This window comes from Gordonia tangerina (genome assembly GCF_021556435.1).
GTDB classification, from domain to species: Bacteria; Actinomycetota; Actinomycetes; order Mycobacteriales; family Mycobacteriaceae; genus Gordonia; species Gordonia tangerina.
The window spans coordinates 388,076-413,870 of sequence record NZ_JAKGCU010000002.1 but is presented as its reverse complement, the minus strand read 5'-3'; the positions used below and the strand labels follow the sequence as shown (position 1 = coordinate 413,870).

Genomic DNA, 25,795 nt, shown 5'->3' with positions numbered 1-25,795 from the left:
TCGATCGTCAGGGGGTAGTGCTCTTGTCAGCTCTGGGGTGCGTAGTGCTGGTCGTGTCGTCGGGGACTCGTGGTGTCAGCGACAGCAGTACGGCGGCGGTCGGTTCGCCGACGAGGTCGGCCACGGTTTGTTCGTCGAGGCTGGTGAAGAACGCCGTGCGCGCCCGGGCCAGCGCACCCCGCAGCCGACATGCCCGACGCAGCGGGCAGGGTTGGGGCGCTTCGCAATCGACCACCTCATCAGTGCCCTCGAGGCTCTGCGCCAGCCAGCCCACCCGTGCCTCGCGCCCGAGGTCGGTGATCGCCAGGCCGCCGCTGCGTCCCCGACGTGCGTGTACGACTCCCATCTCGGACAGTCGGCCCACCACCTTCGCCACGTGGGTGTACGGCACCGCGAGTTCTGCGGCCAAGGTCTTTGTGGTGAGGACTGTTGGGTCCGAATCGTTTTCACCGGCGACGGCGAGGCGCATCACCACCCGGAGGCCGATGTCGGTGAACCGGGTCAGTTGCATGAATCGAGTAGACCATAATTGGAATACAGGATGCATATTTACTGCGCGTGATGCCGGTCACCTTGCGCGTTGGGCCGCAGGCCGACCCGCCATGCGCCACACTGAGTCCCATGGCGACACCGCACACGCGACCGAGGGGTTTCCTGTTCTGGCAGCGGGTTGAGGGTGGTGGGGTGATCGCCCCGGACGAACGGCTTGGCTGGTCGAAGACCGTGGGGATCGGCCTGCAGCACGTGGTCGCGATGTTCGGCGCGACGTTCCTGGTGCCGGTACTCACCGGCTTCCCACCGTCGACGACGCTGTTGTTCTCCGGGATCGGCACGCTGCTGTTCCTGCTCATCACGCGCAACCGCCTGCCGAGCTACCTGGGGTCGAGTTTCGCGATCATCGCGCCGGTACTCGCCGCGACTGCGTCCACGGGGCAATCGGCCGCGCTCGGCGGCATCGTGGTGGTGGGCGCGCTACTGCTGGTGATCGGCGCGATCGCGCATTTCGCGGGCATCGGCTGGGTCGAGGTGTTGATGCCGCCGGTGGTGACCGGCACGATCGTCGCCCTCATCGGGCTGAACCTCGCACCCACCGCGAAGGCCAACTACGAGCAGGATCCGGTCATCGCCACCGTGGTCCTGGTGTTACTGGTCGCGTCGGTGGTGGTGTTCCGGGGCATGCTGGGCCGACTGGCCATCTTTCTGAGCGTCATCTTCGGCTATGTGATCTCGCTGATTTTCGACAAGGTCGACACCACCGGGATCAGTGACGCGGCGTGGGTCGGCCTGCCGGAGTTCCAGGCGCCGAGTTTCCACCTGTCGGTGATCCCGATGTTCCTGCCGGTGGTGCTGGTGCTGCTGGTGGAGAACATCGGCCACGTGAAGTCGGTGTCGACGATGACCGGCATCAACTATGACCGCAGGATCGGGCGGGCGTTGGCCGCCGACGGCCTGGCCACCGTGCTGGCCGGTAGCGGCGGCGGGTCGGCGACCACCACCTACGCCGAGAACATCGGGGTCATGGCGGCCACCAAGGTGTATTCGACCGCCGCCTACTGGGTGGCGGGCGCGGCCGCGATCCTGCTGGGACTATCGCCCAAGGTCGGCGCGGTGATCGCCGCGGTCCCGCCGGGTGTGCTCGGTGGCGTGACGACCGCGCTCTATGGCCTGGTCGGCATTCTGGGCGTGCACATCTGGGTCACCAACCGGGTGGACTTCGGACGGCCGGTCAATCAGTTCACCGCGGCCATCCCATTGGTGATCGGCATCGCCGACTTCACCTGGGAGGTCGGTGACCTGAACTTCGGCGGCATCGCCCTGGGGGCCGGCGCCGCGCTGGCCATCTACCACTCGATGGCGCTGATCGGCCGGTGGCGGGGGACGGTCACCACCTGACGCGGGCGTGCTCCATCGAGCACGGTCGCTCAGTCTTTGCTGCCCGGTATCCCCATCACGAACCCGATCCCGATGATCACGCACGAGACGAACGCCACGGCCGGCATCACCCACATGTAGTCCATGTGAGGGATGTTACGAGTCGGGCGGTGACCCCGCGCGGTTTCCGCGGGACAACGGGACCTTGGTCCCGAAGGCGGGGATGTCCACACGCCGGAGGTCGGCCGGGATGCGCACACCGACCGGAGGTCGGCCAGGGTGTGCACAGTGCCCCCGGCAGGATTCGAACCTGCGACCTAGGGATTAGAAGGCCCTTGCTCTATCCACCTGAGCTACGGAGGCTGATGCCGCCCTGAGGCGGCAGCGTGGGCGAGTATAGCCCGTCCTACAGTTGTCCCATGACCAGCGCAACGCCGACAGTTCCGGCCACGTCCGGCCGGGACTCGATGCGTGAGCAGCGCGGCATCGTCGCGGGACTCGCCTGGGCGTCGGGATGGATGGCCAGTCTCGTGGCGATCGTGGCGACGGCGCTGTCGGCGGCATCGGCGGTCGAACTGGCCGGGGTCCCCGATCCTGGGTGGATCACCACCTACGGCGTTGCCGCGGTCACCGCGGTCGGGGAGGTAGCGGCCGCGGTCGCGGTCGGGTCCGCGCTGTTCGCCGCGTTCTTCGTGCCACCCCAGGCCGATGGGGTGCTCGACGTCGGCGGGTACCGGGCGATCCGGATCGCCGCGTCCGCGTCGCTGGCGTGGGCCATCTGTGCGGTGCTGATGATCCCGCTCTCCATCTCCAACGTGAGCGGGCAGCCCCTTTCGGAGACGATGCGGCCGGCCAACCTCATCACCGCGTACTCGCAGGTTGCCGACGCGCGTACCTGGCTGTGGACGGCTGTCTTCGCCCTGGTCGCCGCCGCGACCGCCCGCGTCGTGCTGCGGTGGGGCTGGACCGTCGCGGTACTCGGCATCGCAGTGATGAGCCTGATGCCGATCGCGCTGGCAGGCCATTCCTCGACCGGCGGCAATCACGACCTCGCCACCAACAGCCTGATCCTGCACATCGTCGGCGCGGCGGTGTGGATGGGCGGACTCTTCGCCGTGCTGCTCTACGCCTTCGCCGGTGGCCGGTGGCGTGTGCTGGCGGTCGCGCGGTTCTCTCGCGTCGCTTTCTGGGCGATCCTCGTCGTCGGAGTCAGCGGCGTGATCAATGCACTGGTGCGGATGTCACTCGCGGATCTGTTCACCGACGTCTACGGCGCGCTGGTGCTGGCCAAGGTGTCCGCGTTGGTGGTCCTGGGGGCACTCGGCGCGTGGCACCGGCGGGCGACGATCGCCCGACTGGCCGACGAGCCCGCCGAGCGATCCCTGTTCGTCCGGTTCGGGCTCGTCGAGGTCCTGGTCTTCGCGATCACTTTCGGACTGGCGGTGGGGTTGTCGCGCACTCCGCCCCCGGCCGGGGAGGTCGCCGACATCAGCGCGGTGGAGAACCAGATCGGTTACCGCATCGACGGGCCGCCGACGCTTGCGCGCATCGCGTTCGACTGGCGATTCGACCTGCTGTTCGGCGCCCTGGCGATCGTCCTGGCGGTGGTGTACCTGCGGGGCGTGGTGCGTTTGCGACGACGCGGTGACCACTGGCCGGTGGGCCGCACCGTCGCCTGGATACTGGGCTGCGCGCTGCTGCTGTTCACCACCTCGTCGGGCCTCGGTCGGTACTCGCCTGCGATGTTCAGCGTGCACATGATCGCGCACATGTCGATGTCGATGATGATCCCGGTGCTGTTGGTGCTCGGTGGTCCGGTGACCCTGGCGCTACGTGCTCTGCCGCCCGCCGGCCGAGGTAATCCGCCGGGCTTGCGGGAATGGATACAGTCGGCCATCCACAGTGCGCCGTCGCGGTTCCTGACCCACCCGGCGATCGCCGCGGTCATCTTTGTCGGCAGCTTCTACCTGCTGTACCTCAGCGGCCTGTTCGAGACGATCGTTCCCTACCACGCGGCGCATCTGCTCATGAACGTGCACTTCGTGGTCAGCGGCTACCTGTTCTACTGGCTCGTCATCGGTATCGACCCCGCGCCACGGCAGGTGACGCCGGTGGCCAAACTCGGCATCGTGATGGGTTCGTTGCCGTTCCACGCCTTCTTCGGCGTGGCGCTGATGATGACCAGCGCCGTGATCGCCGAGAGCTACTACCGCGGGCTCAATCTGCCCTGGGACTACGAGCTGTTCGACGACCAGCGCGTCGGCGGGGGGATCGCCTGGGCCACCGGTGAGATCCCGCTGGTGGTAATCATGCTGGCGTTGCTGGTGCAATGGCGGCGCCAGGATGAGCGGCAGGCGCGTCGTTACGACCGTCGGGCGGTGCGTGACCATGACGCCGACCTCAACAGCTACAACGAGATGCTCTCGGAACTCAACAAGCGCAAGTGACCTGTTCGGGACACCCGAGGAGTTGTCCACAGATGTTGTCGCGGTCCCGTTGCGGGGCCACCTCTGGAGAGATGCTGACTGCAGTCACGCGACGACGTGGCAAGCACCGAACGGAGGAGTCGAGAGCATGTACGAGACCTACACGACCGTCATCGGGACCGTGGTGTCCGATCCACGTCATCGCCAGACCACGACAGGGGAGGCGGTGATCTCGTTTCGTGTCGCCTGCAACTCGCGCCGGATCGACAAACGCACCCAGGAGTGGATCGACGGGCCGACGCTGTATCTCACGGTGAGCTGCTGGCGGCGACTGCTGACCGGTGTGTCGCAGGCGGTGGCCAAGGGGCGCCCGGTGATCGCGCACGGTCAGATCAAGACCAACGAGTACGTCACCGCGGACGGCGAGCGGCGCGCCGACCTGGAGATGACCGCCACCGCCGTCGGGTTGGACCTGAGCAGGTGTGTGGTGAGTTTTCATGGCGCTCCGGGGCAGGAGCCGTCCACCGACGACACCGCACCACGGCAGGTCGCGACGGCCGCCGACGGTGCGGCACCCGACGCGGAGACCCGCAGAGCGGCCTGACCTGTGACACCGCGGACACCCCGCGCCCCCTGCGTCGCGGGGTGTCCGCGACCGGGCGTCGTCGGCCCACTAGGCTGGGGACAAGTTGTGCCATCCCGCCGACACGGCCGGATCGACCCCGGAGAGTGCTCACCGTGACCGGTTGCGGGACCGATATCTAGGTCTGAAGGAGACGCTGTAAGTGGCTGAGTTCATCTACACCATGAAGAAGGTGCGCAAGGCGCACGGCGACAAGGTCATCCTCGACGACGTCACCATGTCCTTCTACCCGGGCGCCAAGATCGGCGTCGTCGGCCCCAACGGTGCGGGTAAGTCGTCGATCCTCAAGATCATGGCCGGACTCGATCAGCCGTCCAACGGGGAGGCGTTCCTCGACCCCGAGGCCACCGTCGGCATCCTGCTGCAGGAGCCGCCCCTCAACGAGGAGAAGACGGTCAAGGAGAACGTCGAGGAGGGGATGGGCGAGATCAAGGTCAAGCTCGACCGCTTCAACGAGATCGCCGAAGCGCTGGCCACCGACTACTCCGACGAGCTGATGGAGGAGATGGGCAAGCTGCAGGAGGATCTCGACAACGCCGACGCGTGGGACCTCGATTCGCAGCTCGAACAGGCGATGGACGCCCTGCGCTGCCCGCCCGGCGACTCGCCGGTGACCCATCTGTCCGGCGGCGAGCGACGCCGCGTGGCGCTGTGCAAGTTGTTGCTGCAGAAGCCTGACCTGCTGCTTCTCGATGAGCCGACCAACCATCTCGACGCCGAGAGCGTGCTGTGGCTCGAGCAGTTCCTCGCGTCCTACCCCGGTGCCGTTCTCGCCGTCACCCACGACCGGTACTTCCTCGACCATGTCGCCGGCTGGATCTGTGAGGTCGACCGCGGCAAGTTGCACCCGTATGAGGGCAACTACTCCACCTACCTGGAGAAGAAGGCCGAGCGCCTCGAGGTGCAGGGCAAGAAGGATCAGAAGCTGCAGCGCCGACTGAAGGAGGAGTTGGCTTGGGTGCGGTCGGGTGCGAAGGCCCGCCAGACCAAGAACAAGGCGCGTCTGGCCCGCTACGAGGAGATGGCCGCCGAGGCGGAGAAGACCCGCAAGCTCGATTTCGAGGAGATCCAGATCCCCACCCCGCCGCGTCTGGGCGACGTGGTGGTGGAGGTCTCCCACCTCGACAAGGGTTTCGACGGTCGGGTACTGATCAAAGACCTGTCGTTCACCCTGCCGCGCAACGGCATCGTCGGCGTGATCGGTCCGAACGGCGTCGGTAAGACCACGCTGTTCAAGACCATCGTCGGACTCGAGGAGCCCGATTCCGGCAACGTCAAGGTCGGCGAGACGGTCAAGCTCAGTTACGTCGACCAGGGTCGCGCCAACATCGATCCCAAGAAGACGGTGTGGGAGGTGGTCTCCGACGGCAACGACTTCATCGAGGTCGGCCAGAACGAGATGCCCTCACGCGCGTACGTGAGTGCGTTCGGCTTCAAGGGACCCGACCAGCAGAAGCGTTCGGAGGTGCTCTCCGGTGGTGAGCGCAACCGGCTGAACCTGGCACTGACCCTCAAAGAGGGCGGCAACCTGATCCTGCTCGACGAGCCGACCAACGACCTCGACGTGGAAACCCTCGGCTCGCTGGAGAACGCACTCGAACAGTTCCCCGGATGTGCCGTGGTCATCAGCCACGACCGCTGGTTCCTGGACCGCACCTGTACCCACATCCTGGCGTGGGAGGGCAACGTCGAGGAAGGCCAGTGGTTCTGGTTCGAGGGCAACTTCGAGGCCTACGAGGCCAACAAGATCGAACGTCTCGGTGCAGACGCCGCCCGCCCGCACCGGGTTACCCACCGTCGCCTGACCCGCGACTGACCGCTGTGGCCGCGTGTCCGTCCCGGCGGACACGCGGCGGTCCAACGCGGACCCAGACGGCGTCGGGATCACTACGATCGCAGGAGAGGGACACCCCCGGAGATTCCGGGGTTCCTGCCTCTGCAGCGACGGGGTGAGCGCCGGTGACGAATATGACATCGCTTCTACCGCAAGCGATTGCACGCTACTTCAGTTCGTCGTCGGTGCTCGACGACGCGCAGTTGCCCGACCCGGACACCTTTGACGATGACGATGTGGCGCGCGTGCGGCGGCACCTCGAGATCGCCGAACGGCGAGGCGACCGGGAACGACTGGTCGAGGTCGCCGGCACCGAATCCGGCGGAATCGAGATCGTCGTCGTCAACGACGACATGCCGTTGTCGGTGGAGGCCGTGCTGGCCACGGTCGAGGCGCACGATCTGGTGGTCAGTCGGATCGATCATCCGGTGATCCCGGTGGTGCGGTCATCGGACGGAGTGCTCTCGGACTTCGTCGCCGACAATCCCACCGCGGTGGAGTCGTGGATCTTCGTCGTGGCGTTGTCGCGTCAGCCGGATTTCGATGCCGAGGCCCTCCGCGCCGATCTCGTCGAGGTGATCGGCCGCGTCGCCGATGTGGACCGTGACGCGGCCACGATGCGGGCCACCCTCACCCGGTTGGCCGCCGAGTGCGCGACTGCGCCCATCGCCGGTCAGGGTGGCCTGCTCGCCGGGGACCGTCAGGAGTACGCCCGCCTGTTGGAATGGTTCGCCGGAAATCACTTCTTGCCGCTCGGCTATGCGCAGGTACACACGGACGGAACCGACGTGGGCCCACGGCTCGGTATCTGGCGTACCGACACCGTCGCCGCCGACTTCCCGGTGGCCACGCGTCCGCCGCTGCTCCCGGTCGTCTCCCGGGTGTACCTCGAGACCGGCATCCAACGGTCCGATTTCCCCACCCTGTTGCAGATCCCGGCATTTGGCGACGACGGTGCGCAGGTCGGCGAACATCGTTTCGTCGGCACGTTCACGTCCTCGGGTCTGCATCAGACGGTTCTCGACGTCCCCGTGCTGCGGGCCAAGGTGCAGGGTGTGCTCAGCCGCGCTCAGGTCGACGATGATTCCTATGCCGGCCAGGCGATGCTCGAACTGCTGCAGAACTACCCGATCGTGGAGATGTTCGCGTCCACGGACGCCGAACTCAGCCGACGCATCCACGAGATGCTCGACGCCGGTGCCACCCGTTCGCTTCGGCTGTTCGTCCGTACGGACCCGGGCGGCGGAATGGCGTCGGCGCTGGTGTATCTGCCCCGCGACCGCTACAACACCCAGACCCGACTGACCTTGCAGGCAGAACTGCTGCGGGCGCTCGGCGGCACCGCCATCGAGTACACCGCCCGGGTCAGCGAGATGCCGCTGGCCCTGCTGCAGGTACTCGTGCGCGTGGACGCCGACATCGTCCGATCGATCGGTTCGGTGGACACCGGCAGCGAGCAGCACCTGCGCATGCAGGCACGCCTGGCCGACATCATCCGCAGCTGGGACGAACGGGTACGCGAACTCGGGCGCATCGCCGCAGAGTCGAATGAGGCGTCGTGGCCGATCGGCGGTGTCGATGCGGTGTTGCGCATGTTGCCGTCGCTCACCGACGACTACAAGGAACAGCGGAATCCGCGCGAGGCCCTGGCCGACCTCGTTCACGTGACGCAGTTGGCGCCGGGTGATGTCACCGTGACCTTGGGGCGGGTCCTCGACGACCTCGACGCCGACGTCGACGTCGACCCGGCAGAGTTGACGTTGGCGGGCGGGGCGGCCGACGGTCGGGATCTGCGGACCGAACGGTGGACCTTCACGCTGTACCTGTGCGATGAGACCGCCACCCTCACCGATGTCCTCCCGGTCCTGCACAGCCTGGGCCTCGACGTCCTCGACGAGCATCCGTATCACCTGATCCGCGGCGACGGATCCTCGTGCTGGGCGTACGAGTTCGGGGTGCGCCTCACCGAGGGCATGACCATCGACATGGGTTCGCTGGCGGACCTGCAGAGTCGGTTCACCGACGCCTTCGAGCAGCTCTGGCGCCGCAACGCCGAGGTCGACGCGATCAACGAGTTGGTCATCCGATGCGGTCTGGACTGGCGCTCGGCGGCGATGCTGCGGGCATACGGCCGCTATCTCCGGCAGTGCGGGTTCTCCTACACCACCACGCATGTCGCCGCGGTTCTCGGTGACCACCCGGCGGTCGTACGCGGGCTCGTCGAGCTGTTCGCCGCATCCTTCGACCCGGATTCGGCCAACGACGATCGCCGCGAGGATGCCCTCGCCACGTTGCGTCGTGAGGTCGGATCCGTGATCAGCCTCGACGCCGACCGGATTCTGTCGGCGTTCGCGGCCGTGGTGACGGCGACCTCACGTACCAACTTCTACGTCTCCGGTGACGACGGCGGACATCAGCCGGTGATGTCGTTCAAACTGCGGCCACGTGACATTCCCCAGGCCCCGCAACCACGGCCCATGCACGAAATCTTCGTCTACTCACCGCGCGTGGAAGGTGTGCACCTACGATTCGGCATGGTGGCGCGTGGCGGGCTGCGTTGGTCGGATCGCCGCGAGGACTTCCGCACCGAGATCCTCGGTCTGGTCAAGGCGCAGGCGGTGAAGAACGCCGTGATCGTGCCGGTCGGCGCCAAGGGCGGTTTCGTGGTGAAACGTCCTCCGGCGGCGACCGACGACCCCACGGCCGACCGGGATGCGTTCCGCGCCGAGGGCATCGCGTGCTATCGCGCGTTCATCGCCGGGTTGCTCGACGTCACCGACAACATCGACCGACAGAGCGGGACGGTTCTGCCCGCCCGATCGGTGGTGCGCCGTGACGGCGACGATCCGTACCTGGTGGTGGCCGCCGACAAGGGGACCGCGTCGTTCTCCGACATCGCCAATGATGTGGCCGCCGACTACCGGTTCTGGCTCGGCGACGGCTTCGCATCGGGCGGATCGGCCGGCTACGACCACAAGGAGATGGGGATCACCGCCCGCGGAGCGTGGGAGTCGGTGAAACGCCATTTCCGGGAGATGGGTGTGGACACCCAGTCGCAGGAATTCACCGTCGTCGGTGTGGGCGACATGAGCGGTGATGTCTTCGGCAACGGGATGTTGCTGTCCGAACACATCCGGCTCGTCGCCGCGTTCGACCACCGGCATGTGTTCGTCGACCCCACGCCCGACGCGGCCGTGTCGTTCGGGGAGCGGGCACGACTGTTCGACCTACCGCGCTCCTCATGGGACGACTACGACCCTGAACTCATCAGTCCGGGAGGCGGAGTATGGTCGCGGCACCAGAAATCCATTCCGGTCAGCGGCGAGATGCGCGAGGCGCTGGGACTCGACGGCGACATCACCGAATTGTCGCCGCCCGAACTCATCCGCGCGGTGCTGCTCGCACCGGTCGACCTGTTGTGGAACGGCGGGATCGGCACCTACATCAAGGCGTCGACGGAGTCCGACGCCGAGGTCGGGGACAAGGCCAACGATTCCATCCGGGTGAACGGCGACGAGCTGCGGGTCAAGGTGATCGGGGAGGGCGGCAACCTCGGGGCCACCGAGCGCGGCCGTATCGAGTTCGATCTGTGCGGCGGCCGGGTGAACACCGACGCGATGGACAACTCCGCCGGTGTCGACTGCTCCGACCACGAGGTGAACATCAAGATCCTGCTCGACACCGCGGTGTCGTCGGGCGACCTCGACGCCGGACACCGCAACGAGCTGCTCGACTCGATGACCGGCGAGGTCGCCGATCTGGTTCTCGCCGACAACATCTCGCAGAATTCCGAACTCGGCTTCTGCCGCACCTTCGCGCAGGAACGCGTGGACGTCCACGTCCGCCAACTGGCCGACCTCGCCGACACGCACGACGTCGATCTGCACCTGGAGGCGCTACCCGAACCGGGGGAGCTGCGTAAACGGTTCGCCGGTGAGACCCGGCGCGGGTTGACCTCGCCCGAGCTCGCCACGCTGATGGCGCATGTCAAGCTGGCCACCAAGGCGGATCTGCTCGACACCGACCTGCCCGACAACGACGTGTTCGACCAGCGGCTGGCCCGATACTTCCCAGTGCCGTTGCGTACCGGATTCAGCGGTGGCATCCGCTCCCATCGCCTGCGGCGCGAGATCGTGACGACGACGCTGGTCAACGACGTCGTGGACAAGGCGGGCACCACTCACCTGTTCCGCCTTCGGGAGGGTGCCGGCGCGTCCACCGAGGAAGGGGTGCGTGCCTACGTCGTGGCCAGTGCGGTGTTCGGACTCGACGAGCTGTTCGATCGGGTGCTGCACGCCGCCGCGCCGGTCACCATGATCGACGAGATGACGCTCTACGCGCGGCGCCTGCTGTTCCGGGCGTCGCGCTGGTTGCTCGCCTTCCGGCCGCAGCCGCTGGCGATGGCCGCCGAGATCACCCGCTACCGAGACCGGGTCACCGAATTGTCGGCGTTGCTGGACAGTTGGATGGGGTCGAGCTCGGCACTCGACGTCGACCGACGGGTGCAGCGCTATCAGGCGTCCGGGGTGGCGCAGAATCTCGCCCACGACGTCGCCATCGGTCTGCACCGCTTCTGTCTGCTCGACATCATCGACGCCGCCGAGATCGCCGACCGTGACCCGGTGGAGGTCGGTGAGGTCTACTTCGGCGTGATGGAACACTTCGGCATCGAGGAATTGTTGACCTCGGTCTCCGATCTCGAATATGGCGATCGCTGGCATGCGTTGGCGCGCTTGGCGCTTCGTGACGATATGCATGGTGCATTGCGTGCCATCACCTTGAAGATCCTGGAGATCGGCGAGCCCGACGAGTCGGCCGGCGAGATGATCGCCGAGTGGGAGTCGTCGCAGTCGTCGCGGTTGTCCCGGATGCGTACGATGCTGACCGACATCAATGAGCTCGCCGATCCCGACCTCGCGACGTTGTCGGTCGCCGCTCGTCAGCTGCGCAGCGTGATCCGCTGAGCGCGTTTGAGGAGTGCATTTCGCGCAGGCGAGGCCACGCGACCCGCCGGGCGGTTTATCGTGAGGCATGGGTCGGACCGCGCTGAGAATCTGTCCGTTGTGTGAGGCAACCTGTGGCCTCACGGTGACCGTCGACGACGACGGCCGACTGCGCTCGGCGCGAGGTGACGCCGACGATGTGTTCAGCCACGGCTACATCTGCCCGAAGGGCGCCAGTCTGCCGGAACTCGACAACGACGCCGACCGTCTCAGCCGGCCACTCATCCGCCGCGACGGCGCACTCGTCGAGACGGACTGGGCGCAGGCCCTGCAGGCCGTCGTGGACCGGGTCGGCACGATCCGCGCTGCCCACGGTGCGACGGCGGTGGGTGTGTATCTGGGCAACCCCACCGCGCACACCGTTGCCGGCGCGTTGCACGCGCCGATGTTGGCGCGCACGTTGGGCACCACCAACATCTTCAGTGCCAGCACGCTCGATCAGATGCCCAAACAGATCGCGCTGGGATATCTGTTCGGCAATCCGTTTGCGTTCTGTGTGCCCGATCTCGACCGCACCGATCACCTCGTCATCATCGGCGCAAATCCCGTGGTCTCAAACGGAAGTGTCACCACCGCCGCCGATTTCCCCGGGAAACTGACCGCCCTGCGTAAACGCGGTGGGCACCTGACGGTGATCGACCCGGCGCGGACCCGCACGGCGAAACTCGCCGACACCCACATCGCGCCGCGGCCGGGCACCGACGCCGCGCTCTTGTTCGCGGTGGTGCACACACTGTTCGACGAGGACCTCGTCGCCGCCGACCTCGGCGGGATCGCCCAGTACGTCAGCGGTGTGGAGACGCTCGGTGAGCAGGCGCGTGACTTCGCTCCGGAACGGGTCGCCGACCACTGCGGCGTGTCGGCGACCGAGATCCGCGATCTTGCGCGCGGGGTCGCCGCGGCACCCTCGGCGGCCGTCTACGGGCGGATGGGCACCACCACCGTCGAGTTCGGCACCATCACCAGTTGGCTCATCGACGCCGTCAACATTCTCACCGGCAACCTCGACCGGCCGGGAGGCGTGATGTTCCCGACCCCGCCTTCCGCCCCGGCCCCCCGCCCGCCCAGACCGGGACGCCCGTTCCGGACGGGGCGTTGGCGCAGCCGGGTGTCGGGCCATCCCGAGGTCGCCGGCGAACTGCCCGCGGCGGCGTTGGCCGAAGAACTCGACTCACCGGGGGACGGTCGCATCCGAGCACTGATCACCATCGGCGGCAACCCGGTGTTGTCTGCGCCGGACGGTGATCGGCTGTCGCGAGCACTCGAGGCCGCCGACCTGGTTGTGTGTGTCGACCCCTACCTCAACGAGACCACTCGGCACGCCGACGTGATCCTCCCGCCGCCACCGCCCTCACGCAGCCCGCACTTCGACTTCCTTCTGAACAACCTCGCGGTGCATGCGACCGCGCGGTACTCACCGCCGGTCTTGCCTACCGACGACGGCCGGCCAGGGGAATCGGAGATCCTGTGCCGGCTGATCCTCGGGTTCAGCGGCGCATCGACCGACGCCGATCCGGCGATGGTCGACGAGCAGGTCATCGCGGCCACCCTCGGCAAAGAGGTGATCGATCCGCACTCACCGGTCGCGGGCCGAGACGTCGCCGAGTTGGTCGCCATGCTGCCGGACGCTCCCGGCCACGAACGCCGCTTGGACATGATGTTGCGGCTGGGTGCCTACGGGGACGCGTTCGGTGCCCGCGACGATGGCATCACCCTCGCCGACGTGCAGGCCGCGCCGCACGGGATCGACCTGGGCCCGATGCGCCCGCGACTACCCGGGGTGTTGCGCACCGAATCGGGGACCGTCGAGCTCGCCGCCGACGACCTCGTCGCCGATGTCGAGCGGCTGCGCACCGCGCTCGACCGCTCGCCGCAGGGACTGGTGCTGATCGGCCGCCGCAATCTGCGATCCAACAACAGCTGGATGCACAACCTGACCGCGCTGTCCGGCGGCAGCAATCGCTGCACCCTGCACGTACATCCCGACGACGCGAACCGGCTCGGCCTCGACGACATCGCCGTCGTCCGCGGCCCTGGCGGCGAAGTGACGGTGCCCGTGGAACTGAGCACCGACATCCTGCCGGGAGTCGTGTCCCTGCCGCACGGCTGGGGCCACGACCTCGCCGGTACCCGTTTGTCGGTGGCCGCCGCCGCACCCGGGGCCAACGTGAACCAACTCAACGACGGCAGTCGGATGGACCCGTTGTCGGGGACGGTGACCCTGAACGGGTTGCCCGTGGAGATCGCCCCGGTCTGAACGCTCTCGCTGTGACCTCGCACGAGCGCTGTCGGGGGCGAGGATGCCGGGTGCGTAGGGTTGGGACGCAACCGACCAGGGACTGTCGAGGTCGTCGGAACGCGGTCGGATCACCGTCAGGGAGGAGTCGAGTGCGCTACGAAGACGAAGGAACCACCACCGAGGCCGGCTACGTGGTGCGGGTGCCCGTCCGCTGGTCGGACATGGATGTCTTCGCACACATCAACCACGCACGGATGGTGACGCTGATCGAGGAGGCGCGCATCCCGTGGTTGTTTTACGACGAGCGGCCGACCGCGGCCCTTCGCCACGGATGTGTCGTGTCCGATCTGCATGTTCGCTACCGCGAGCAGGTGCGCCACGACGAGGGGCCGATCGTGGTCACGATGTTCGTCGAGCAACTGCGGGCCGTCGACTTCACCGTCGGCTACGAAGTCCGCCGCGCTACCGATCCGCCCGGCGCCAAGCCCGCGGTCACCGCCACCACCCAATTGGTCGCCTTCGACGTCGATGCACAACGACTGCGTCGCCTGACCGCACCGGAGAAGGACTACTTGGCGTCGTTCCGACGTGATCAGCAGGCGAACCGATGACGGACCCCGAGCGTCACATCACGCTCACCGGCGCCGACGACCGGGCCGACGCCATTGCGTTTCTGGGGCGCGCGCTGCGGCTCGACGACGCCGCCGTGGTCCGGATCGCCGCCCGGCCAGACGGGCTGATCGGTCTCTGGGTTACCACGGGTTTCGACGTACTCGCGGGCAGATCGGTGTTCGGTCGGCAACGACCCGACGACCTCGTCTGCGACGCAGCGGCTCTGCGTGACTCGCTGACCACTGCCGCGCCCGGCGAGCATATAGACCCCGGTTTCGGGATGGAGAGCGCGTGGCGTGGGTCGTTGCCGGCGGCCGGCGGATTCGCCCAACTCGACGATGTCCCCGCCCGAACCGTCGTCGAGTTGTCGCGCGGTGGTGCGCATCTGGCCCGCAACGAAGGCAGCGCCCACGGGCCGGCCACCGGTCTGCTGGACCAGGACGTCCTCGAGGTCTCCGGGTCGGGCACCGAGGGTCGCGCCGCGGTCTCGATGCGCTCGCTGTTCGCGCTGACCGCAATGGGCTTCGTCCGGGACGCCGAGGGCCGCGAGGTGACCGAGACGTCACCGATCGAGCTCATCGATCCAGCTGAACCAGTACGAATTCGCTTGTCGGGCGCATGGATTCGGATCGATGCGCGATTCGGGTCGGTCTTCCAGCGTCGCGAACGTCTGTCCATGACGCCTCGGTGAGGCGTCGATTCAGACCAGCCAGGCCGCCGAGTTCGGGGCCAGCTGCCCGTCGATGAGCGGGTAGCTGGTCAACAGGACCTCGCCCGGGGGCAGCCCGACCGGCACGTCGGAGGTGTTGAGTGCACACACCAGGTGACCCACCGAACGCCGGAAGGCCAGACAACCCTCGGGTGCGCCATACCATTCGACCGTGTCGCCGTCGAATTCCGGTCGCTGATACCGCATCTCGATGGCCTGCCGGTACAGCGACAGGGTCGAGCCGACGTCCTCCAACTGTGCTTCGACGGTGAATCGCGTCCACGAGTCGGGGATCGGCAGCCAGGTGTCCGGGTTGCTGCTGAAGCCGTAGGGCGGCTCGAAGCCCTCCCACGGCAACGGAACCCGACATGCGTCGCGACCCCGTTCGGTGTGTCCGGACCGCTCCCACACCGGGTCCTGCAGCGCGTCGTCGGGCAGGTCGGCGTTCGGCAATCCCAACTCGGCCCCGTTGTAGATGAACACCGTGCCCGGCAGTGCCAGTTCCACCAGCAGCATCGCCCGCGCGCGGAGGATGCCCAGATCGACATCCACCGTGGGCGAGTCTGTGTCGCTCGCACCGTCGGGATCGGTGTCGGAGCCGACGGGGGAGAGCCGTCCGTAGCGGGTGACCTCGCGGTCCACATCGTGATTGGACAGGGTCCAGGTGGGTGTTCCGTCCACCGACAGCACCGATTCCAGCGAGTTCTCGATCGCATCGCGGATCGAGGTCGGATCGAACGTCGCCTTGGCGAGACGGAAGTTGAATCCCAGATGCAGCTCGTCCGGTCGTAGATACTCGGCGAAACGCTCGTTGTCGTCCACCCAGATCTCGCCGACATTGGCCGCACCGGGGTAGTCGTCGAGAACGGTCCGGATCTTGCGGTGGATGTCGTGTACCGCATAGTTGTTGAAGCGCGGGTCGTCGTCGGAATTCTGCAGCAGGCCGGCCGACTCGACATCCATGTCCGGCAGGTCGGCAGGCTTGGCCATGCCGTGGGCGACATCGATGCGGAATCCGTCCACGCCCCGATCCAGCCAGAACCGCAACGTCTTCTCCAGGTCGGTGAAGACTTCCGGGTTCTCCCAGTTCAGGTCAGGCTGCTCGGCGGCGAAGATGTGCAGGTACCACTGGCCCGGACTGCCGTCGGGATCTGGCACCCGGGTCCAGGCCGGACCGCCGAACACGCTGTGCCAGTTGTTCGGTGGTTCCTCGCCGTCGTCGCCCCGCCCATCGCGGAAGATGTAGCGGGCGCGGGCAGCGCTGCCGCGCTCGGCGGCCAACGCCTCGACAAACCACTCGTGCTGATCGCTGGTGTGATTGGGGACGAGGTCCATCGTCACGCGGATGTCGCGGTCGTGCGCTTCGGTGATCAACTCGTCGAAGAGCGCGATGTCGCCGAAGAGCGGATCGATGTCTCGGGGATCGGACACGTCGTAGCCGTGGTCGGCCATGGGGGAGCGCATGATGGGACTCAGCCAGATCGCATCGATGCCGAGAAGTTCGAGGTAGCCGAGTTTGTCGATGACTCCGGCGAGATCGCCGACGCCGTCGCCGTTCAGATCTGAGAACGACCGCGGGTAGATCTGGTAGAAGATCGCCGACTTCCACCAGGTCGTGTCGGCGGGATCGAGCTGCGTGGCCGCGGACGCGGGTGGCGCGACAACGGCTTCGGTGTCCGGCGCCTCGGGAGCTTCGGTGTCCAGGAACACAGGCTCGTCGTCGGTCGCGGCGTCGTCGACGCCGTCTGACTCCGCCGCGCCGACGGTCGAGTCGGTGTGGTCCTCGTCTGTTGGCGGCTCGTCGGTGTCGGCCACCGCGCTCGACTCCACGGTGGCATGGCCGGTCTCTGCAGCTTCAGATTCGGCCGCTGCGGTGTCGTCTGCTGCTGAGGCATCGAGATCGGGGCCATCGGAATCCGAAAGCTCGGGGTCCGGGGCTTCGGGATCTGTCGGAGTCGCGGCGGCGGCGTCGGTCTCGCCCTGCGATGCCTGGTGCGCACCGTCTGATTCCGGTGCGGCGGGGCCATCCTTGGATGTCTCGTCGCTCACCGTCGTCATTGTGCCTTACCTGTGTTTTCGGTGAGTCCCCCAGGTGGCGTCGGCGCGTCGTGCCCGCACCCGGCGTGTCACACAGGCGAGTTCATCATGGAATTCGCCGCCATCTCCATGTAATCGACCAGCGCCCGCCGGTGCGCGTCGTCGAGTGTCTCGGCATCGATCGACGCGATTGCGATGTGCATACAACGCAACCACGCATCCCGCTCGATCGGCCCGACCCGGAACGGGTGGTGACGCATACGCAGGCGCGGGTGCCCGCGCTCGTCGGAGTAGGTGCGCGGGCCACCCCAGTACTGTTCGAGGAACATGCGCAGGCGTCGTTCGGCGGGACCGAGGTCCTCCTCGGGGTAGAGCGGCCGCAACACCTCGTCGGCGGCGACCTCTTCGTAGAACGTGGCGGTGAGCTTTCGGAACGTCTCCGCGCCTCCCACCTCCTCATAGAAGGTGCGTTGCGTCGCGGGGGTGCTGGGCTGGATGCCACCGGGGACCTGACTGCTCACGATCCCCATTGTCCTGACCACCCGCGCACTCATCAACACCGATGCGGGTCGGGGAGGTGCGTCATCGGTTGTTCACGTTGCCGACCTGCATGGACACGCAGAATTGTCGTGCAAACGGGTCTGTTCCGTGGTCAACTTGACCTCGTCGGTGTTCAGGTGGGAGACGCGTATGAAGTCCAGGAACGCAACGTCGGTGACCTCGGTAGAAGGCGCCCGGCCGCGTGTCCGCGCTCTCGCGACTGTGCCAGGCGGTCGCGATCTGGATTCCGTGACGCAGGTGGGCTCGCCGATCGCCTCGTCCTCGGCGGGCGCTTCGCTGTGGGGTCGGCGCCGTGTGCTGCTGCTCAATGCCACCTACGAGCCGCTCACGGCGGTCTCCTTGCGTCGGGCGATCGTGCTGGTGCTCCGGGAACGTGCCGACGTGGTGCACGCCGACGACAACGGCCTGCTGGTCCATTCGGCCGACCTGTCGGTGCCGGTGCCCTCGGTGATCCGGCTGCGCTCGTTCGTCAAGGTTCCCTACCGGGCCGTCATCCCGATGACCCGCGCCGCACTGATGCATCGGGACCGGTTCCGGTGCGGCTACTGCGCAGCGAAGGCGACGACCATCGACCACGTGGTGCCGCGCAGCCGGGGTGGAGCACATTCGTGGGACAACTGTGTGGCCTGTTGTGCGAGCTGCAACCACCGCAAGGCCGACCATTTGCTCAGCGAATTAGGCTGGAAGCTGCGCACGACGCCATCGGCCCCGAAGGGACGTCACTGGCGGCTGCTCGCCACGATCAAGGACATCGACCCGGTGTGGACGCAGTACATCGACGCCGGCGCCGCCTGATCGGCTCACCCATCTACGACGCGCTGTAGGGGTCGATGCCCGCGGCGTCACGTGGTGGGCTAGATTGATCACACGACCTGCGCCGCAGTGGCTGCAGGCACCGGCAACAGCCCTCAGCATCAACTGATCGAAAGGGTGGCATGGACAACCTGATCGTCGCCATCGGAGTGCCCGTCACGGTCATCTGTGTTCTGTTCGTGATCGGCTGCGTCGTCGCGATGGCCGTGCCGAACGACGTGAAGTATCCGAAGGTGCAGAACTACACCCTCGACCAGCAGTGGGAGCACGAGCCGCTGCTGTTCAGTGCCACCGACATCGAGCCGATGACGTTGGCGCATCATGCAGAAGCGACCGACGCGGACGGAGGTTCGGCCAGTGGCAAGTGGTGAGGTGGTATCCGGACAGCATGGTGACGTCGCCGTCGCCTCGGCAGCGGCGAGTGCGCTGCCGATCGGCACGGTCGTCACCAACGGCGGACGGGTATCGGGCACCCGATACCCGGGACAGGCTCCCACGACGCCGCCGTTCACCCGTGAGGAACTCATCGGGCTCGACGAGGCCCTGAAGGCGGCGAGCGAGAAGGCCTACGTGCGGTTCTCGGTGTTCATCGGCGAGCTGGGCACCGACGCGGTTGCCGACGCCCGGGCCGTCCTGCTGCGCGCGCCGGAACCGGCCAACGGAGCCCTGATCGCGGTCTCACCCAACAGCCATGCTGTGGTGGTCGTGTCGGGCGTCGACGTTGCCGACCGCGTCAACGACCGCGTCGCCCAGCTGGGCGTGACCGCGGCGGTCACCAGCTTCCGACAGGGAGACCTGATCGACGGTCTGATCGCAGCGCTGCGCGTGATGTCCACCGCAGCCGCGGCGTCCTGACCCATCCCGTCAACGGCGGCCCGCTCACCTCGGTGAGCGGGCCGCCGTTGCTATGAGACGGTGCTGGCCGCACCTGCAGGCTCTGGCCGCAGTTTCGTGTCCAAGCCGGAACCGGAAACTGCGGCCAGAATCCTCGGGATCGGGCGTCAGGACGCCGATTCGGCGTCGAATCGGCGCGCCCGAAGCGATCGCGCGACGGTGTCGCGGCCTTCGGAGATCAGCCGCTTGAGGGCGGGAGGATGATCGGCGGCCAGGAACTCGTCGGCTGCCGACAGCGCGTCCTCGTCGATGGCCCAGTGCGGATAGAGCCCGATGACCGCGGTCTGCGCGACCTCGCTGGATCGACGCGCCCAGATGTCGGGGACGGCGGCGAAGTACTTGGCCACGTAATCGGTGAGCAGCTCACCCTGCCCAGGCCGAGCGAAGCCCTCGATCATGGTGCGCGTGTAGATGTTCGACAACGAGTCGTCCTCGGTGGCCTGACGCCATGCCTGCGCCTTGGCCTCGGCGAGCGGGCGCGACGAACGGGCGGCGGCCGCCTGCCGTTGCCCGGTGGCGGTGTTGTCGCGGGCTGCCTCGGCGTCGATCACCGGGGATGACGCCGCGTCGGTGTCGATCGCACCGACGGTCGCCAATGCGCGCACCAACTTCCACCGCATGTCGGTGTCCACCACCAGACCGGCCAGGCCGTGGTCGGCGGGATCGGTCCCGTCGAGCAGGGCGCGCACGACAGGGACCTGATCGTCGTTCAACCGGCCCGCGAGCAGGGTGTTGACGAACGCGAGCTGATGATCGGAGCCATCGCCGGCGCCGCGCGCCAGTTCCAGCAGGCGGGCGCTGAACGCGGGTCGACCCTCCTGCGCGACCCAGCCCGGGTCGGCGTAGGCCTCCAGGGCGCTGGTCGCCTGCATGAGCACGCGCTGGACCACACCGATCTCGGATTCGGCGGCGATGCCGCGCGAGACGAGTTCGATGAAATCGCGCGCGGCCATCTCGGCCTGACGGGTCATCTCCCAGGTGGCCGACCAGACCAGCGTCCGCGGCATGGGGTCGGCGATGTCACCGATCCGCGCGGTGGCCGTGGCCAACGATTCGGGGTCGAGACGGACGGATGCGTAGGTGAGGTCGTCGTCGTTGAGCAACACCAAAGCCCCACGACCGACCCCGATGAGATCGGCGACGTCGGTACGTTCACCCTCGACGTCGAGCTCCGCGCTGGCGGTGCGGGTGAGGGTCCCCGAGCCGTCGTCGTCGTAGACGCCCACCCGCAGACGATGTACGCGGGTTTCGCCGGCCCCGGGTGCGGCCCCGTCCTGGACGATGGTGAAGCGGGTGAACTTCCCGTCGCTGTCGACCTCGAAGTCCGGTCGCATCACGTTGATGCCGGTCGTCTTGAGCCACTGGGTGCCCCAATCGGACAGGTCGCGTCCGGACGACTTCTCCAGTGCGGACAGCAGATCTGCGAAGGTGGCGTTGCCGAACTGGTGCGCGGAGAAGTAGTCACGCAGACCGGCGAGGAAGTCCTCCAGTCCCACATAGGCGACGAGCTGCTTGAGCACCGACGCGCCCTTGGCGTAGGTGATCCCGTCGAAGTTCACCTCGACGGCTGCGATGTCGGGGATGTCGGCGGCCACGGGATGTGTAGAGGGCAGCTGGTCCTGCCGGTAGGCCCACGACTTCTCGACGTTGGCGAAGGTGGTCCACGCGTTGGTGTACTCGGTGGCCTCCGACTGGCATAACACCGACGCGAAGGTGGCGAAGGACTCGTTGAGCCAGAGGTCGTCCCACCAGTCCATGGTGACCAGATCACCGAACCACATGTGCGCCATCTCGTGCAGAACGGTCTCGGCGCGGCGCTCGTAGAGATACTTGGTCACCCGGGAACGGAAGACGTAGTCCTCAAGAAAGGTCACCGCGCCCGCGTTCTCCATGGCGCCCGCGTTGAACTCCGGCACGAACAGCTGATCGTACTTGCCGAACGCGTACGGGATGCCGAAGTTCTTGTGGTAGAAGCCGAATCCCTGTTTGGTCTCGGTGAACAGACGGTCGGCGTCCATGTGCTCGGCGAGCGAGGCGCGGCAGTAGATGCCCAGCGGGATGGTGCCGTGGTCGTCGCTGTAGGTCTCGGTCCATTCCGCGTACGGACCGGCGATCAACGCGACCAGGTAGGTGCTCATCAACGGTGTCTCACGGAACCGATGGATGCGCTCGCCGTTCGGCCCGGTTTCGGCCTGCAGCGTGTTCACCAGTGCCGCATTGGAAATCACCTTCCAGTCCGCCGGCGCGGTGACGGTGATGGTGTAGGTAGCCTTCAGGTCCGGCTGGTCGAAGCAGGCGAACATGCGTTTGGCGTCGGCTGTTTCGAACTGTGAGTACAAGTAGACCGATTCGTCGGTGGGATCGACGAACCGGTGCAGGCCCTCGCCGGTGTTCGAGTACGCGCATTCGGCCACCACGGTCAGGGTGTTCTCGGCCGCCAGCGACGGCAGCCTGATGCCCTCGGATTCATCGAAGTCGGAGACGTCGAGATCGGTGCCGTTGAGGGTCGCCGAGACCAGCGTCGGGGCGACGAGATCGATGAAGCTGTCGGACCCGGCGGTCGCGGTGAACGTCACCGTCGTCACCGATCGGAAGGTCGTCACACCGGGTTTGCCCTGACCATCGGTCAGGTCGAGTTCGATCGCGTAATTGCCGACGTCGACCGTCGCGGCACGATCGCGTGCTTGGTCTCTGGTCAGGTTCGGAGCAGTCACAGTCGGGTTCATCCACCTCTCGAATCGCGGTCCGCTGGCCAGCTTAACGGGAATGATCCGCGAGTCACGTGGTAGCAGTTGGGGAATTGGTTTGACCTCGGATACCGGAAGGGGAGCTCCATGACGGCAGCGACGCACACAGCAGGAGATAAGCGGGATCGGGTGGACTTCTGGTTCGACCCGTTGTGCCCATGGTGCTGGATCACGTCTCGGTGGATTCTGGAGGCCGAGCAGGTGCGGCCTATTGATGTGAACTTCCATCTCATGAGCCTCGCGGTCCTCAACGAGAACAAGGACATCCCGGACGACTACCGAGAGAAACTGCAGTCGGCGTGGCGCCCGGTTCGGGTGATCGCGGCAGCGGTCGCGCAGCGGGGGGAGGAGGTCCTCGCCCCGATCTACACCGCGATGGGGACCCGCATCCACAACAAGGGCATCGACGATCTCGATCAGGTGATCGCCGAATCGCTGGCCGAGGTGGGGCTGGACCCGGCGCTGGCCTCGGCGGTGGAGTCCGAGGAGTTCGACGACTACATCCGCACGAGCCATCACGAGGGCATGGACCAGGTCGGCGACGATGTCGGCACGCCCACCATCCACGTCAACGGCACCGCCTTCTTCGGGCCGGTGCTCTCGCGGATTCCGCGTGGCGAGACCGCGGGCACGGTGTGGGACGGCGCGGTTGCGCTCGCCTCGTACCCGCACTTCTTCGAACTCAAGCGCTCCCGCGACGAGTCGCCGCAGTTCGACTGATCGAGGCTTCCGCCCGGGGAGGTCAGAGCTTGGGCGGCATCTGTAGACCGTTCGGCAGCGATCCCGCGGCGACCGCGGCCGGGTGGGGCGGCGGCACGACGGCGACGACATTGCCGCTGCCCACCCCGCGCACGATGGTGCGCGGGCGGAACAGCATCGCACCCGCCCGGGTACGGTCACGCAGTGCGGCCGCACGCCAGGTGAGCACCGGGTGGGTCGCCAACGCATTGGTCGCCCAGGTGAAGAAGCCGCGTTCCTGTGTGGCGCGATCGGCGAACTGGTCGAAATCCACCGCTGACAGCATGTACTTGCCTGCGGAGAGGACACCGATGACGCCGGGCACACCGGCCGGTCGGGTGTAGTAGCCGTAGTTGTCGGCGGTGTACTCCTGCGCCCGGGACAGGGCCGAGCCGACCAACGGGATGTTCATGCCGACGCTGGTGGCGAGTTGGCGCCAATACGACGTGTGTCCGGCGGCGATGTGGCCCACCTCGTGGCCGATGATGAACTCGAGGGCTTGCGGGTCGCGGGCGCGCCCACCCACCTCGAACAGGTCGGAGTACACCACCACGAACCGGCGGAAGCCGTGGCCGGAGGCGAAGGCGTTGATCATGCCGTTGCCCAGCACCACATACGCGTCGGGTACATACTCCAGGCCGTAGCGCGCGGCCGCCTCGACCACCATCCGGTGGCCGTCGGCGAACTGGGTGGGTGTCATCTGCACGCCGTTGACCCGTGGCTGTGCGTAGGTCAGACCGCGGATGAGCAGCAGGACCAACGGAAGCGCCAGCAGGAACAGGAAATAGTCACTGAACGTGCCGAGGAGCACCAGCCAGACGATGGCGAGATATCCCACCAGGGTCACGGTGATGACGGCGATCAGCATCGGGATCTCCCACGGATGCAGCCGCGGACGTCCCGCGTAGTGGGCCGGCGGCAGCCAGAATCCGTCACGAGGCGTCTCGCCCGCCTGGATCGGCCGCTGGTCGCCGCCGGACCTGTTGATCTGGCCGGCGGAGGGATCGGCGACGCCGGGAACATTGGGTATCGGCGATTGTGCGTCCACGCGACCAATCTATAGTGACGCCATGCGTGTCTACCTCGGTGCCGACCATGCCGGATTCGAACTGAAGAACCTCATCGCCGACCACCTCCGGTCGGCCGGCCACGAGGTCGTGGACTGCGGGGCGCACGTCTATGACGCGCTCGACGACTATCCGGCCTTCTGCATCGATGCGGCCCGCCGGACCGTCGCCGATCCCGGCAGCCTGGGAATCGTGTTGGGCGGCAGCGGTAACGGCGAGCAGATCGCGGCGAACAAGGTGCCGGGGGCGCGTTGCGCGCTGGCCTGGAGCGTGGAAACCGCGCAACTGGCCCGACAGCACAACAACGCCCAGCTCATCGGCATCGGTGGGCGGATGCACAGCACCGACGAGGCGTTCGCGATCGTGGACGCGTTCGTCGCGACGGCCTGGTCGGAAGAACCTCGCCACCAGCGCCGCATCGACATCCTCGCCGAGTACGAGCGCACCGGCGAGGCGCCTGCGGTGCCCGGCGCCAACTGATTCACCGGCCGCAGCGGAGCAGCCGACATGCCCGAGGGTCATACCCTGCATCGTCTGGCGCGTCGTCAGCAACGAGTTTTCGGCGGTGAGCCGGTGCGGGTGTCCAGTCCTCAAGGCCGATTCGCCGACGGCGCCGCTGTCGTCGACGGCATGGTCTTCGCAAAGGCCGAGGCGTGGGGTAAGCATCTGATCCAGCACTATCGCCCGCTCGGTACCACTGGGCGGGCGGGCCGGCGGATGATCCACGTGCACCTGGGGCTGTATGGAAGTTTCACCGAAGCGCCGGCACCTCTGGCTGCTCCGGTGGGGCAGGTGCGGCTGCGCATCGAGGGTCCGCAGGTCGGCACCGATCTGCGTGGCCCGACGGCGTGTGAGTTGTTCACGCCGACCGACCTCGACGAGTTGATCGCCCGGTTGGGGCCCGATCCGCTCCGCCGAAACGCCGATCCGACACCGATGCTCGCCGCCATCGCACGATCACGCCGGCCCATCGGAGCGCTGCTGATGGACCAGAAGGTGGTCGCCGGAATCGGCAACGTCTACCGCGCGGAGGTGCTGTTCCGGGCCCGGATAGATCCCTACCGCGAGGGCCGGTCGGTACCGGCCGCCGATGTCGCAGCGGTCTGGGACGATCTGGTGGGACTCATGCGAATTGGGGTGCGACGCGGCCGCATCCATGTGGTCCGACGTGAGGACGATCGCGGACCCGGGTCGTATGCACCGGACCGGCCGCGAACCTACGTGTATCGGCGCGCGGGCGAACCGTGTCGGATCTGCGCGACGACCGTGCGGACCGCGGAGTTGGATGGCCGCAACCTCTACTGGTGTCCGACCTGTCAGATCTGAGGTCTTCCCGAGCGGGAGAAGTGTTGTGGGTCAGCGTAGCTCGGCGCGTTGGGCCATGATCAGCAGCTCATCGCGCTGGGTGCTGCTGCCGACGGCGTGGATGCGGTCATACAGCTTGCGATTGCTGGTGTGAACGAAACGGGCACGAAGACGTGCGATGGACATGCCGGTACAACTTCCTGAATTGACTGTGCTCTCTTGTATCCATTCTCCGTATTACGAATAGGTTAATCAACCTGACCAGGCGTGATGTGCCTTACGGTGTCCCGAGCTC

The 25,795-nt window shown here is 67.0% G+C and carries 20 protein-coding genes and 1 tRNA gene; 14 read left to right on the top strand and 7 right to left on the bottom strand.

Annotated elements, in window-relative coordinates; genetic code table 11:
• Positions 1–7: 7 nt before the first annotated feature.
• On the bottom strand, positions 8–511 hold the full coding sequence (locus L1892_RS05100) for an RrF2 family transcriptional regulator (protein WP_235722346.1): 504 nt from the start codon (positions 509–511) through the stop codon (positions 8–10).
• Between the two features lie 110 nt (positions 512–621).
• On the opposite strand from L1892_RS05100, the gene L1892_RS05095 reads away from it, so the two are divergent.
• Positions 622–1,893 (top strand): uracil-xanthine permease family protein, encoded by a 1,272-nt coding sequence (locus L1892_RS05095; protein ID WP_235722345.1) that lies wholly within the window; start codon positions 622–624, stop codon positions 1,891–1,893.
• Between the two features lie 268 nt (positions 1,894–2,161).
• Here L1892_RS05095 and L1892_RS05090 read toward each other — a convergent pair.
• Positions 2,162–2,235 (bottom strand) — tRNA-Arg (locus L1892_RS05090).
• A gap of 56 nt (positions 2,236–2,291) precedes the next feature.
• Here L1892_RS05090 and L1892_RS05085 point away from each other — a divergent pair.
• The 7 genes from L1892_RS05085 (at position 2,292) to L1892_RS05055 (ending at position 15,320) form a co-directional block, all read left to right on the top strand.
• Positions 2,292–4,319 carry a bifunctional copper resistance protein CopD/cytochrome c oxidase assembly protein gene (locus tag L1892_RS05085; protein WP_235722344.1) on the top strand — a complete coding sequence of 676 codons (2,028 nt, stop codon included), beginning with the start codon at positions 2,292–2,294 and terminating at the stop codon, positions 4,317–4,319.
• Positions 4,320–4,446: 127 nt separating this feature from the next.
• On the top strand, positions 4,447–4,902 hold the full coding sequence (locus L1892_RS05080; protein ID WP_235722343.1) for a single-stranded DNA-binding protein: 456 nt from the start codon (positions 4,447–4,449) through the stop codon (positions 4,900–4,902).
• 181 nt (positions 4,903–5,083) lie between these two features.
• A complete protein-coding gene (ettA, locus tag L1892_RS05075; RefSeq protein ID WP_235722342.1) occupies positions 5,084–6,757 on the top strand; it encodes an energy-dependent translational throttle protein EttA in 1,674 nt (557 codons plus the stop codon).
• A 152-nt stretch (positions 6,758–6,909) separates the two neighbouring features.
• Positions 6,910–11,739 carry an NAD-glutamate dehydrogenase gene (locus L1892_RS05070; protein WP_235722341.1) on the top strand — a complete coding sequence of 1,610 codons (4,830 nt, stop codon included), beginning with the start codon at positions 6,910–6,912 and terminating at the stop codon, positions 11,737–11,739.
• 67 nt (positions 11,740–11,806) lie between these two features.
• Positions 11,807–14,035 (top strand): molybdopterin-dependent oxidoreductase, encoded by a 2,229-nt coding sequence (locus L1892_RS05065; RefSeq protein ID WP_235722340.1) that lies wholly within the window; start codon positions 11,807–11,809, stop codon positions 14,033–14,035.
• A 131-nt stretch (positions 14,036–14,166) separates the two neighbouring features.
• Positions 14,167–14,628: an acyl-CoA thioesterase gene (locus L1892_RS05060; RefSeq protein ID WP_235722339.1), complete on the top strand. Its 462-nt coding sequence runs from the start codon at positions 14,167–14,169 to the stop codon at positions 14,626–14,628.
• The gene (locus L1892_RS05055) at positions 14,625–15,320 is read left to right on the top strand and encodes a DUF8010 domain-containing protein (RefSeq protein WP_235722338.1); all 696 of its coding nucleotides are present in this window, start codon (positions 14,625–14,627) and stop codon (positions 15,318–15,320) included. Before L1892_RS05060 ends, L1892_RS05055 begins: the two co-directional genes overlap by 4 nt.
• Positions 15,321–15,329: 9 nt before the next feature.
• On the opposite strand, the gene L1892_RS05050 is transcribed toward L1892_RS05055, so the two are convergent.
• Positions 15,330–17,396, bottom strand: a complete 2,067-nt coding sequence (locus tag L1892_RS05050) for a glycoside hydrolase family 13 protein (RefSeq protein ID WP_235722337.1) — start codon at positions 17,394–17,396, stop codon at positions 15,330–15,332.
• Positions 17,397–17,464: 68 nt separating this feature from the next.
• Complete coding sequence (locus tag L1892_RS05045) at positions 17,465–17,905, bottom strand: globin (protein WP_235722336.1); 441 nt, start codon at positions 17,903–17,905, stop codon at positions 17,465–17,467.
• A gap of 259 nt (positions 17,906–18,164) precedes the next feature.
• On the opposite strand from L1892_RS05045, the gene L1892_RS05040 reads away from it, so the two are divergent.
• The 3 genes from L1892_RS05040 to L1892_RS05030 all read left to right on the top strand — a co-directional run bounded on the left by L1892_RS05040 (position 18,165) and on the right by L1892_RS05030 (position 19,604).
• Positions 18,165–18,731 carry an HNH endonuclease gene (locus L1892_RS05040; protein WP_235722335.1) on the top strand — a complete coding sequence of 189 codons (567 nt, stop codon included), beginning with the start codon at positions 18,165–18,167 and terminating at the stop codon, positions 18,729–18,731.
• A 140-nt stretch (positions 18,732–18,871) separates the two neighbouring features.
• Positions 18,872–19,120, top strand: coding sequence for an aa3-type cytochrome oxidase subunit CtaJ (gene ctaJ / locus L1892_RS05035; RefSeq protein ID WP_235722334.1), 249 nt, complete (start codon positions 18,872–18,874; stop codon positions 19,118–19,120).
• Positions 19,107–19,604 (top strand): DUF5130 family protein, encoded by a 498-nt coding sequence (locus L1892_RS05030; protein ID WP_235722333.1) that lies wholly within the window; start codon positions 19,107–19,109, stop codon positions 19,602–19,604. The genes ctaJ and L1892_RS05030 overlap by 14 nt, the downstream gene beginning before the upstream one ends.
• A gap of 146 nt (positions 19,605–19,750) precedes the next feature.
• On the opposite strand, the gene pepN is transcribed toward L1892_RS05030, so the two are convergent.
• Positions 19,751–22,357: an aminopeptidase N gene (gene pepN, locus L1892_RS05025; protein ID WP_235722332.1), complete on the bottom strand. Its 2,607-nt coding sequence runs from the start codon at positions 22,355–22,357 to the stop codon at positions 19,751–19,753.
• Positions 22,358–22,477: 120 nt separating this feature from the next.
• Between pepN and L1892_RS05020 the strand changes: the two genes are divergently transcribed.
• Positions 22,478–23,110, top strand: coding sequence for a mycothiol-dependent nitroreductase Rv2466c family protein (locus L1892_RS05020; RefSeq protein WP_235722331.1), 633 nt, complete (start codon positions 22,478–22,480; stop codon positions 23,108–23,110).
• Between the two features lie 22 nt (positions 23,111–23,132).
• Here L1892_RS05020 and L1892_RS05015 read toward each other — a convergent pair whose 3' ends face one another.
• Entirely contained in the window at positions 23,133–24,176 is a 1,044-nt protein-coding gene (locus tag L1892_RS05015; protein WP_372474961.1) for a M48 family metallopeptidase, read from the bottom strand.
• Between the two features lie 22 nt (positions 24,177–24,198).
• Here L1892_RS05015 and L1892_RS05010 point away from each other — a divergent pair, with 22 nt between their 5' ends.
• The gene (locus tag L1892_RS05010) at positions 24,199–24,675 is read left to right on the top strand and encodes a ribose-5-phosphate isomerase (RefSeq protein WP_235722330.1); all 477 of its coding nucleotides are present in this window, start codon (positions 24,199–24,201) and stop codon (positions 24,673–24,675) included.
• A gap of 27 nt (positions 24,676–24,702) precedes the next feature.
• The gene (locus L1892_RS05005) at positions 24,703–25,521 is read left to right on the top strand and encodes an Fpg/Nei family DNA glycosylase (RefSeq protein WP_235722329.1); all 819 of its coding nucleotides are present in this window, start codon (positions 24,703–24,705) and stop codon (positions 25,519–25,521) included.
• A gap of 30 nt (positions 25,522–25,551) precedes the next feature.
• On the opposite strand, the gene L1892_RS24620 is transcribed toward L1892_RS05005, so the two are convergent.
• Positions 25,552–25,686: a hypothetical protein gene (locus L1892_RS24620; RefSeq protein ID WP_266061267.1), complete on the bottom strand. Its 135-nt coding sequence runs from the start codon at positions 25,684–25,686 to the stop codon at positions 25,552–25,554.
• Positions 25,687–25,795 lie beyond the last annotated feature (109 nt).

Bases quoted from the DNA above. Each gene is read 5' to 3' on its own strand.
- L1892_RS05070 (WP_235722341.1), top strand. From the start codon at position 6,910: ATGACATCGCTTCTACCGCAAGCGATTGCACGCTACTTCAGTTCGTCG.
- L1892_RS05045 (WP_235722336.1), bottom strand. From the start codon at position 17,905: ATGGGGATCGTGAGCAGTCAGGTCCCCGGTGGCATCCAGCCCAGCACC.
- L1892_RS05095 (WP_235722345.1), top strand. From the start codon at position 622: ATGGCGACACCGCACACGCGACCGAGGGGTTTCCTGTTCTGGCAGCGG.
- L1892_RS05050 (WP_235722337.1), bottom strand. From the start codon at position 17,396: ATGACGACGGTGAGCGACGAGACATCCAAGGATGGCCCCGCCGCACCG.
- L1892_RS24620 (WP_266061267.1), bottom strand. From the start codon at position 25,686: ATGTCCATCGCACGTCTTCGTGCCCGTTTCGTTCACACCAGCAATCGC.
- L1892_RS05005 (WP_235722329.1), top strand. From the start codon at position 24,703: ATGCCCGAGGGTCATACCCTGCATCGTCTGGCGCGTCGTCAGCAACGA.
- L1892_RS05080 (WP_235722343.1), top strand. From the start codon at position 4,447: ATGTACGAGACCTACACGACCGTCATCGGGACCGTGGTGTCCGATCCA.
- L1892_RS05020 (WP_235722331.1), top strand. From the start codon at position 22,478: ATGACGGCAGCGACGCACACAGCAGGAGATAAGCGGGATCGGGTGGAC.
- L1892_RS05065 (WP_235722340.1), top strand. From the start codon at position 11,807: ATGGGTCGGACCGCGCTGAGAATCTGTCCGTTGTGTGAGGCAACCTGT.
- L1892_RS05055 (WP_235722338.1), top strand. From the start codon at position 14,625: ATGACGGACCCCGAGCGTCACATCACGCTCACCGGCGCCGACGACCGG.
- L1892_RS05010 (WP_235722330.1), top strand. From the start codon at position 24,199: ATGCGTGTCTACCTCGGTGCCGACCATGCCGGATTCGAACTGAAGAAC.
- L1892_RS05085 (WP_235722344.1), top strand. From the start codon at position 2,292: ATGACCAGCGCAACGCCGACAGTTCCGGCCACGTCCGGCCGGGACTCG.
- ctaJ (WP_235722334.1), top strand. From the start codon at position 18,872: ATGGACAACCTGATCGTCGCCATCGGAGTGCCCGTCACGGTCATCTGT.
- L1892_RS05100 (WP_235722346.1), bottom strand. From the start codon at position 511: ATGCAACTGACCCGGTTCACCGACATCGGCCTCCGGGTGGTGATGCGC.